We start from the raw sequence: 9,285 nt of genomic DNA, 5'->3' as shown, positions 1-9,285 counted from the left end.
TGCCCCCTCTGTCCAACCCCCTCCCTCTGCGAGCACCCCGGCCTACGGGGCCTGCACTCACGATCAAGCCTAGTATGCTATTCCTGACGAGGCGAGCTGGAGCGCTTGCCTACGGGGAGTCAATCGCGGATGCCGAGCGCACAGAGACCGCAACCGCCTGGCCGCGGAACCCTGATCCAGGCCCCGCTGCTCGACTGGGCCGCCCGCTCCCCGGCCAAGGAGGCGCTGCTCGGGCGGTTCGGGAGCTGGGACTACGCCACCCTCGCCGACGCCTGCCAGCGGCTCGCGGGACTGCTGCGGGCCGAGGGGATCGCCGCCGGGGAGCGCATCGCCGTCTTCCTGGACAAGCGGCCCGAGGCGATCGCCGCCCTGCTCGGCGCCGCCCAGGCCGGCGGGATCTTCGTCCCCGTCTACCCGGGCCTGCGCCCTCGCCAGGTGCACCACATCCTCGCCGACTCCGGGGCGAGCGCGCTGGTGACCTCGGCCGCCCGGCTGGCAGCGCTGCGCGACGAGCTCACGGCGCTCCCGGCCCTGCGCACCGTGGTGCGGGTCGACCCCCCCGAGGCCGCCGAGGACGGCCCGCCGCCGTGGCGGGAGGTGGGCTGGCAGGCCGCGGTGGCGCACCCGCCGGCCCCGGCCGCTGAGCGCCTGGAGAGCGACCCGGCGGCGATCCTGTACACGTCGGGGAGCACGGGGCGCCCCAAGGGGGTCGTGCTCTCCCACCGCAACCTCCTCGCCGGCGCCGAGAGCGTCGTGGCGTACCTGGGGAACACCGCCGAGGACCGCATCGCCGCCGCCCTGCCGCTGAGCTTCGACTACGGGCTGAGCCAGGTCACCACCGCGCTGCTCTGCGGGGGCAGCTGCCTCCTGCTCGACTACCTCACCCCGCGCAGCCTGCTCCAGCAGGCCGCGCGCCACGGGGTCACGGGCCTGGCCGGCGTGCCCAGCCTCTGGCAGGCCCTGGCGCGGGAGGAGTGGCCCGAGGGGCTCCGCCGCCGCCTGCGCTATATCACCAACTCCGGCGGCGCCCTCCCCCAGGCCACCCTCCGCGCACTGCGCACGGCCCTCCCCGAGACGGAGGTCTTCCTGATGTACGGCCTGACCGAGGCCTTCCGCTCCACCTACCTGCCGCCGGCGGAGCTGGCCCGCCGCCCCGGCTCCATCGGCCGCGCCATCCCCAACGCCGAGGTCGCCGTGATCCGCGCCGACGGCAGCCGCTGCGCTCCCTACGAGCCGGGGGAGCTGGTCCACCGCGGCCCCCTGGTGGCCCTCGGCTACTGGAACGCCCCCGAGCTCAGCGCCGAGCGCTTCCGCCCCTGGCCGCTCAGCCCGCCGGGGCTGCCGCGCCCGGAGCCGGCGGTCTGGTCCGGCGATACCGTCTATGCTGATGAGCAGGGCTACCTCTACTTCCTCGGCCGCAGCGACGAGATGCTCAAGACCTCCGGGTTCCGCGTCAGCCCGGGCGAGGTGGAGGAGGTCCTCTACGACTCGGGGCTCGTCGCCGAGGCGGTGGTCGTAGGGGCGCCGGACGAGGCGCTCGGCCAGGCGCTGGTCGCCGTCCTCGAGCCGGCCGCGGGGCGGGAGCTGGAGGCAGGGGCGCTGCAGCGCCTCTGCCGGCGCGAGCTCCCCGGCTACCTGCAGCCCCGGCACTGGGACCTGCGCCCCGAGGGGCTGCCTCACACACCGCACGGCAAGCCCGACCGCGCCCGGCTCACCCGGGAGTGGTCGGGGCGAGGCCACGGCGAGGACGGCGCTTGAGCTTGAGCACCCACGGCGCGGAGACGAGCAGCACCCCCCACTACTGGCCGCCGGGCTGGCACAGCCGCGACGGCCGGCTGCAGGTCGCCGGCCGCGACGCCGGCGACCTCGCCGAGGCCTACGGCACGCCGCTCTACGCCTACGACGCCGGGCTGATCCGGGAGCGGATCGAGGCGCTGCGCACCCGCCTCCCCGGGCCGGTGCGCCTGAGCTACGCCGTCAAGGCGAACCCCATGCCCGAGCTGCTGAGCGCCCTGTCCCCGTGGGTGGACGGCATGGACGTCGCCTCGGGGGCGGAGATGCACGCCGCCTTGGCCGCCGGCCAGCCCGCCGGGCGGATCTCCCTAGCCGGACCGGCCAAGCCGCGGGCGCTCCTCGAGGCCGCCATCGAGGCGGGCGCCGTCGTGGGGATCGAGTCGGCCCGGCAGCTGGAGCTCGTCGGCGAGATCGCCGCGGCCACGAAGACGGCCCCCGAGCTGTGCCTGCGCCTCAACCCCGACTTCCGGCTGCGCAGCGGCGGCATGCGGATGAGCGGCGGCCCCTCCCCCTTCGGCGTCGACGCCGAGGCCGCTGGGGCGCTCCTGGAGCGGGCCCGGGCGCTGGGGCTGCGGATCGGCGGCTACCACGTCTTCGCCGGCTCGCAGTGCCTCGACCCGGAGGCGCTCGCCGAGAGCCACCGCCGCGGCCTCGCCGAGGTCCTGGCGCTCGCCCCGGCCGAGGCGCCGCCGGCCTTCGTCAACCTCGGCGGCGGCCTCGGCATCCCCTACTCCCGCGGCGATGAGCCGCTCGAGCTCGGGCCGGTCGCCGAGGGCCTCGAGGCATGCCTCGCCGAGCTGGACAGGCGCCTGCCGGGCACCGCGCTGGTCCTCGAGCTGGGGCGCTACCTCGTCGGCGAGGCCGGCGTCTACCTCACCCGGGTCGTCGACCGCAAGGTCTCCCGGGGGCGGGCCTTCCTCGTCACCGACGGCGGGATGCACCACCACCTGGCCGCCTCCGGCAACCTGGGCCAGGCCATCCGCAAGGACTTCCCCCTGGCGGTGGCCACCCGGCTCGCGGAGCCCGCCGCCGAGACGCCCAGCGTCGTCGGCCCCCTGTGCACCCCCCTCGACCTCCTCGCCGACCGCACCCCGCTGCCGCGCGCCGAGCCCGGCGACCTGATCGCGATCTTCCAGTCCGGCGCCTACGGGCTCACCGCCAGCCCGACCGGGTTCCTCAGCCACCCGCCGCCGGCGGAGGTCCTGCTCTAGCGAGCAACGACGAGATCGAGCCCATGCACGTCTGTATCGCCACCTACAGCCCCGGCGCGGGCACCCGCACCATGCTCGAGAGCCTGGCTCTCTGCCACCAGCCGAGGGCACTGGCGGGCATCTGGCTGGTCGAGAACGGCACGGAGCGCTCCGCGTTTACGCCCCCGCCGGCGGCCCAAGAGGCCCTGCCCCTGCGCCACCTCGTGCTCTCCCAGAGCGGGCAGGCGCGCGCTCGGCAGGCCCTGGTCGAGCGGCTCGGGGAGGGATTGGTGGTCTTCCTGGACGACGACCTCCTCGTCCCGCCCCACCTCCTGGAGCGCTACGCCGAGCAGGGGCGAATCCACGGGCGCGGCCACTTCTTCGGCGGGCCGATCCGCGCCGAGTACCAGCAATCCCCTCCCGAGTGGCTAGTGCCGTACCTGCCGCGCAGCGTCCGAGGGTGGGAGCCCTCGAGCGAGGCGTTCCACCGCGCGCGGAATCCGTGGTTCGTGGGCTCCAACTTCGCGGCCTTCGCCGAGGATATCCTCGAGGCGGGAGGCTTCGGCCTGCATGTCGGCCCCGGAGCGCTCTACCCCGGGACGGCGCGCAACCCAACGGGCCACGAGCTCTTCCTCCAGGACCGGCTCAGGGCGCACGGCTGCAGCCCCGTCTACCTCCCGGAGGCGTACGTCACCCACTTCGTCCCCGCCGAGCACGCGACGCCCGGCTGGGCCCTGCACCGCACCTACCGCAACGGGCTCTCGGAGGGGGTGCGGAGCACAGCCTCCCGGGCCACCCCCGGGCCACCACGGTGGGTGTGGCGCAAGCTGCTCACCGCCTGGGCGCAGAAGCAGGTGGCAGCCCTCCGCCGGGACCCGGGCCAGCGCTTCGCCGCCGAGAACCACTACCGCCGGTGGCGCGGCGTCTTCGATGGGGCGCGCCTGAAGGCCCAGGAGTCGCCATGAGCAAGCGCTACGCCTTCATCGTCGGGGCGCCGCGGAGCGGGACGACTTGGCTGCAGCTCATGCTCGCGAGGTATCCGGGGGTGGATACCTGCCAGGAGACCCACCTGTTCAACGGCTTCCTCGCACCGCTCCACCGGGCCTGGCGCCACTACGAGGGCAACCGCCGCGGCGTCGGCCTCCAGGCGGCCATCCCCTACGAGCGGTTCGTCGGGCTCCAGCGCGAGCTCGCGCTCGCCGTGCTCGACGCCATCGGCGAGGGGCCGGTCATCCTCGAGAAGACCCCCGCCCACGTCCGGGTCGCCGAGGAGATCGTGCAGATCCTCCCGGAGGCGCGCTTCATCCACCTCGTCCGCGACCCCCGCGCTGTTACCGCCTCGCTCATGGCGGCGGGCAAGGACTGGGGCGGGCACTGGGCCTCGACCAAGGCGGCGAGTAACGCCAAGCGGTGGCACGCGGATGTCGCCTCCGGGGTGGCGATCCAGGGGCTCACCGAGCACTACCTCGAGCTCCGGTACGAGACGCTCCTCGAGGCCCCCGAGGAATCCCTCCACCGGGCCGCCGAGTGGCTCGGGCTCTCCCCCGCTCCCGGGCTCTCCACCCGCATCGCCAGGGAGAGCCGTATCGACAAGCTCAAGGGAGGGCAATCCAGCGCCCCTTGGGACCTCTCGAGGGAGCCCGAGGCGTTCTTCCGGAAGGGGGAGGCACGAGGCTGGCAGGAGGAGCTCAACGCCAGGGAGCTCGCCGTGGTCGAGGCGCTCGCCTCGCCGCTAATGGAAGAGCTCGGCTATGCGCGCGAGTCGCCGGGGCTCTCCGCGCGCCAGCGGCTCCTCCTGCGCGCTAGCGAGGCCCTCTCGTGGCGTCTGAGCGCCCTCGGCCGGAGGCTGACCGCCTCCCGTTAGCTGGCTTATCTCACCTCCCCAAGGCCATGGAGCAAGGGCAAGCAACGATGATCAAGCGCATGGCACGAAGCCTCAACGAGCGCCTCCTGGCGCCGGCCGACCTGAAGGTCGTCCGCCGCTCAGCCCTGGTCATCCCCGCCGAGCGGCGGATCGCCAACCGCAATATCCTCTTCTTCCACCCCCCCAAGTGCGGCGGGACTTCCGTCTCCAAGGCCCTCTCCCGGTGCTTCGGCCAGGATCGCCTGGAGTGCGCCGGCAAGACCTTCCACCTCGATGCGATCGCCTCCCGGCGCGCCGCGGAGGCGATCGGCACCCCCTTGCCGGCGTACCGGGAGATGCTGCTCTCCTACGCCTTAGGGATGGACGGCATCCAGTACATCAGCGGCCACTTCCCGTTCAGCAACCGCCTACTGCAGGGGCACGACGCCCAGTGGGACTTTATCACCGTACTGCGCCACCCCTTCGAGCGACTGCTCTCCACCTACTACTACAATCGCCACAAGCCGAACCGAGAGCACTTCCCTATCGAGCAGCCCCTTGAAGAGTGGCTCCAGACGGATAACGCCCGGCAATCGGCGACCCTGTTCCTGCGCCTGTTCAACGGCGAGCTCGCCCGAAGGGCGGAGCCCTCCCGGGAGGGGCATCCCAGCCCCGCTACCGAGCAGGCCGTCCAGGAGGCGATCGCCAACCTCCGGCGCTTCACCCTCGTGGGAGAGACCGCGGACATGGCGGGATTCATCGGGCGGATCAACGAGGAGTTCGAGATCAACCTCCAGCCCCGGCATGAGCGGCGGAGCCCGGCGCCCGACTACCAGCGCTTCGAGGAGCAGCCCCTCGCTATCCAGAGGCAGATCGCCGAGCTATGCGCCCCGGACCTAGCGATTTACGAGGCCTTCTTCGAGAACCGGCACAGGGCATGTTAGCGGTCTCTGGCCGCTTTACGGCAAAGGTACAGATCAATGCACCAGGCAACAGGGCCACAACCGACACAAGGCTGGGACGCAGCCCAAATTGCAGAACAGGCGTGGCGCGCAGCCCAAGCAATCGACGTGGGCGATATTGGCTACGGGCGGGTCCACTGGGGAGACCACCGCAGCCACAAGACCACGCCCGCCCCCTACTACCGATTCCTGGCGGGCCTGACGGCCAGCCAAAGCATCAAGAGGGTCTGTGAGATCGGGACTCACAGCGGCGGTGCCACGCGGGCGATCCACCGCGCCTTGGGGGAGCCGTCCGATTCACGGATCGTCACGATTGACGTGACCCGCGAAAGCGACAAGCACCTGTCGGGCATTCAGAACATCACCAAGATCGTAGGCGACGCGACCACGGAGAAGACCTTCCGGCGAACGCTCAACGCCTTCGCGGACCGGCACAAGATCGACTTGCTGTTCATCGACGGCGGGCACAGATACGTCCCGGAGCTCCTGGCCTTTAGTATCTACACACAGGCGTTGAGCCCTAGGCTCGTGGTGATCGACGACATCAACCTTAATGAGCAGATGAGGCTCCTGTGGGAGAAGGTCACGGCAAGCCGTCCGGCGGCGCTGACCCTGGACGTCGCCACCCTCTTCCCAGATGTCCGGAAGCCGAGCGTCGGCTTCGGCCTGATCGCCTTACCAGAAAACGATCAAATCCCCGAGAGGCGCTACGAGATCCCGGTAACCTCACCGTGGAAGAGACGGATTCGCAACGCTGCTAGATCCGTCGGGTGGCTCTACCCGCGGTGATGGCTCGATCTCCCTGCTCGGCTAGGCTGGGCGATCGCACCGGGGCCCGCTCGGGGCGGTCACCTCGTGAGGGCCTTATACAAGACGCCGGGCGCCACTGCCAAAACGCGCGGGAACCGCAAGAAGATAGCGATAAAGCCCATCAGGCCTACCTCCCCTCGTCGGTAGCTCGCCAAAGCCGAGGCGACGAACCCTCTTTCCGCCTCCTTGACGATACCCCCTATCCGCCCCGATTGGCGCCTGCCCAGCAACCCTCGAATCATGTACCGGGAGCGCAGGTAGTCCTTTTGCCGCTGAAAGCACTCGGCGCTCCCCCAGCCGCCCACGCTAAAGATATTGATGCCGCGGCCACGGCGGACGTCGACGCGCCGGGAGACGATCACGCCTGGCCCTCGAAGCGCTAGCGTCGTCGTGAAGACCGCATCCTCGCCCGCAGTCCGTAGCGTGGGATCAAACCGGGCGTCCCCCAGCAGGCTCCTCCGCACCACCAGCGCGGAGAGGTGGGAGATGGGCCGATGGATCGTGAACTGGACAAGGGGAGAGGTCAGCCAGCCGGCCCAGGGGAGCCCCTCGACGCTGGACAGCGGCAGGAGGTCACTGAAGAACCGGCGGTGGTAGCGCTCACCGTCCAGGTCCTCCAGGTCCGATGTGTAGTAGTCGGCCCCGACGGCCATGGCCGCCGCCGCGGCACTCAGGTGGTGCGGATACCACTCGTCGTCGGAGTCGAGAAAGGCGATAAAGTCGGCCGATACGGCGTGGGAGAGCCCCGTATTCCGGGCCGCCCCCGGCCCGCCGTTCTCTTGGCGCAAGAGGACGGCCGAGACGTTCGCCGGCATCGCGAGGCCCTCGAGCTCCTCCTGCGCCGCCACGGGGGACGCATCGTCAACGACATAGACCCGGATCTCCGCATCGACATCCTGCGCCGCCACGGAGTGGAGGGCGCGGCGCAGTATACCTGGCGTATCCTGGTAGAATGGAATAACGACAGCGAAACGCGGGCGCTCAGAGACGGTGGTCATTGCACTCCAAGATCCTGGCTAAGCGCGATCAGCGGGTAGTACCGCCGGAAGTTCGCCAAGACACCTGCGGCCGTGCCCTGGTAGAGCGCCTCGCCCCCCTGCACGGCGAGCCGCCCATAGTTGATGAGCGGGCTCCGGGAGGCCCCGAGCAGTGACAGGACCTCCCTGGGCTTACGCCTGGAGGCCCCCCCCCTCTTGAGCTTCCCCGCGTAGGGGATATCCGCAAGCCCCGGGCAAGCACTCTGGATCGTCGCGTCGTGGAACCCGGGCTGGCCGAACTCTTCCGCCGGCAGGGAGAGCAGGAAATCGAGCAGCCCGTCGTCCAGGTACGGGAGCAGGACGGGCACGCGCTCCGCTGCCATGCCCAGCGGCAGCAGCGCGATCTCCCGGCGCGTCCTGTTCCAGAAGAGGAACGCCTTCACCGGGTCCGGGGCGCTCTGGTAGCGGCCCAGCTCCGCGGCGATCAAAGGCATCCCGACCGGGCGGGCCCACCTCCTCCTATACGGCCGAGAGAGAAACGCCCGATACCCGGTCCCGAAGCGCGCGCAGTAGTGCGCCGCGGCCGTCTCGACGTCGCCACGGCGGAGCAGCTCAGTGGTCTTGGCGTCGAAGTAGAGGCCGTTGGAGAGGACGTCACCGCCGATGCCGTCCAGAAGCGGCCCTTCTAGGTGCGGCAGCAGGTCCACGAACCAGGCGTTCTCGTCCGTGAGGTAGTGGTTCGAGCGGGCCTTGCACCGCTCCCGCTCGACGGCGGAAGGGCCCTGCGGTATCTCCTGCAGGGGCAACCCCGCCCGATCCGCGATGCGTACCGCGATCTCCGGGTCGCTCGTCTCCCCCGTTACTAGCGTAATGAGCCGGGCCGGCCGCGCTCCTTGGCGGAGGAGCTCCCCGAGGATGTGCCGCGAGTCCCTGCCGCCGGAGATCGGCAGGACCGCACTGTGCACCAGCCGCTTACGCACGGAGGCGGCGAAGCGCTCGCGATACGCCTCGACGGCGTCGCCGTAGCCTCCTCGAAACGGCGCAGGCGGCGCCCACCGCTCGGTGCGCTGGAGCACCCCGTCCCGCATACGCACCGTCTCGCCGGGACGCAGCACCCGTACGCCCTCTACCGGCGTTCGGTCACCGACATAGTAGCCGAGCGTGAAGTAGGCGGAGACCGCCTCGTCATCAAATCGCGGCGCGCTGAGCCTCTGGACAACCGCGGACAGCGACTTCCCGGCGATCAGCCGCCCGCACGACTCGGCGTAGAAGACCGGCAACATCCCGAGACGGTCGGCTGTCAGCGTGACCTCCTCCGGCGACGAGCGGATCTCGGCTACCAGGGACGGCCCGGAAGACGTGATATCGGCAGCCAGGGCAGCACTGCTCTCGAAGGCTCCCGGCGTCACCTGCCCTCCCGCATGAACAGGGCCGTGCGCAACGGATGAGGCACTCACTGCCTAAGCGTAGCCGAGCGCCTCGCCGTGGCCCGGCCGCCGGCGACGCAGGCGCAGCAGGAAGGAGTGGCTCAGGCGGGCGCCGAGCCCCGGCAGGCGGTGCAGCAGCCCGAGGGCCGGCGCCGCCTCGAGCGCCGGCTGCAGGGCAGCCAGGCGGCCCGGCACCAGGGGCAGCCAGACCCGCTCCACGAGCTCCAGGCCGGCCGCCTCGGCGGTGCCCTGCAGGGCCTCGGGATCCTCGTAGCGCAGGTG

Annotated in this window: 8 protein-coding genes and 1 pseudogene; 6 read left to right on the top strand and 3 right to left on the bottom strand. The window is 71.2% G+C overall.

What is annotated here, in order from left to right; all coding sequences use genetic code 11:
• Positions 1-129: 129 nt before the first annotated feature.
• From CKO13_RS08315 to CKO13_RS08290, 6 genes are all read left to right on the top strand, one after another.
• Positions 130-1,758, top strand: coding sequence for an acyl-CoA ligase (AMP-forming), exosortase A system-associated (locus CKO13_RS08315; protein WP_200259383.1), 1,629 nt, complete (start codon positions 130-132; stop codon positions 1,756-1,758).
• 2 nt (positions 1,759-1,760) lie between these two features.
• Positions 1,761-3,005: a pyridoxal-dependent decarboxylase, exosortase A system-associated gene (locus CKO13_RS08310; RefSeq protein WP_420827061.1), complete on the top strand. Its 1,245-nt coding sequence runs from the start codon at positions 1,761-1,763 to the stop codon at positions 3,003-3,005.
• Between the two features lie 23 nt (positions 3,006-3,028).
• Positions 3,029-3,949, top strand: a complete 921-nt coding sequence (locus CKO13_RS08305; RefSeq protein ID WP_200259380.1) for a glycosyltransferase family 2 protein — start codon at positions 3,029-3,031, stop codon at positions 3,947-3,949.
• A complete protein-coding gene (locus tag CKO13_RS08300) occupies positions 3,946-4,848 on the top strand; it encodes a sulfotransferase family protein (protein ID WP_200259377.1) in 903 nt (300 codons plus the stop codon). Before CKO13_RS08305 ends, CKO13_RS08300 begins: the two co-directional genes overlap by 4 nt.
• Positions 4,849-4,907: 59 nt before the next feature.
• Positions 4,908-5,771 carry a sulfotransferase family 2 domain-containing protein gene (locus CKO13_RS08295; RefSeq protein WP_200259374.1) on the top strand — a complete coding sequence of 288 codons (864 nt, stop codon included), beginning with the start codon at positions 4,908-4,910 and terminating at the stop codon, positions 5,769-5,771.
• Between the two features lie 126 nt (positions 5,772-5,897).
• The gene (locus CKO13_RS08290; RefSeq protein ID WP_200259371.1) at positions 5,898-6,578 is read left to right on the top strand and encodes a class I SAM-dependent methyltransferase; all 681 of its coding nucleotides are present in this window, start codon (positions 5,898-5,900) and stop codon (positions 6,576-6,578) included.
• A 59-nt stretch (positions 6,579-6,637) separates the two neighbouring features.
• Here CKO13_RS08290 and CKO13_RS08285 read toward each other — a convergent pair whose 3' ends face one another.
• From CKO13_RS08285 to CKO13_RS08275, 3 genes and pseudogenes are all read right to left on the bottom strand, one after another.
• Positions 6,638-7,597: a glycosyltransferase family 2 protein gene (locus CKO13_RS08285; RefSeq protein ID WP_200259367.1), complete on the bottom strand. Its 960-nt coding sequence runs from the start codon at positions 7,595-7,597 to the stop codon at positions 6,638-6,640.
• Entirely contained in the window at positions 7,594-8,985 is a 1,392-nt protein-coding gene (locus CKO13_RS08280; RefSeq protein WP_200259363.1) for an asparagine synthetase B family protein, read from the bottom strand. The genes CKO13_RS08285 and CKO13_RS08280 overlap by 4 nt, the downstream gene beginning before the upstream one ends.
• Positions 8,986-9,036: 51 nt before the next feature.
• A pseudogene (locus CKO13_RS08275) lies at positions 9,037-9,285 on the bottom strand (hypothetical protein); the annotation flags it as partial.

The organism is Halorhodospira neutriphila, from assembly GCF_016584055.1.
In the GTDB taxonomy this organism is placed as follows: domain Bacteria; phylum Pseudomonadota; class Gammaproteobacteria; order Nitrococcales; family Halorhodospiraceae; genus Halorhodospira; species Halorhodospira neutriphila.
The sequence above is the reverse complement of the archived record's forward strand: the minus strand, read 5'-3'. Positions and strand labels throughout refer to the sequence as shown.

Coding starts and splice junctions, on each gene's coding strand:
- CKO13_RS08315 (WP_200259383.1), top strand. CDS start 130: ATGCCGAGCGCACAGAGACCGCAACCGCCTGGCCGCGGAACCCTGATC.
- CKO13_RS08305 (WP_200259380.1), top strand. CDS start 3,029: ATGCACGTCTGTATCGCCACCTACAGCCCCGGCGCGGGCACCCGCACC.
- CKO13_RS08300 (WP_200259377.1), top strand. CDS start 3,946: ATGAGCAAGCGCTACGCCTTCATCGTCGGGGCGCCGCGGAGCGGGACG.
- CKO13_RS08295 (WP_200259374.1), top strand. CDS start 4,908: ATGGCACGAAGCCTCAACGAGCGCCTCCTGGCGCCGGCCGACCTGAAG.
- CKO13_RS08285 (WP_200259367.1), bottom strand. CDS start 7,597: ATGACCACCGTCTCTGAGCGCCCGCGTTTCGCTGTCGTTATTCCATTC.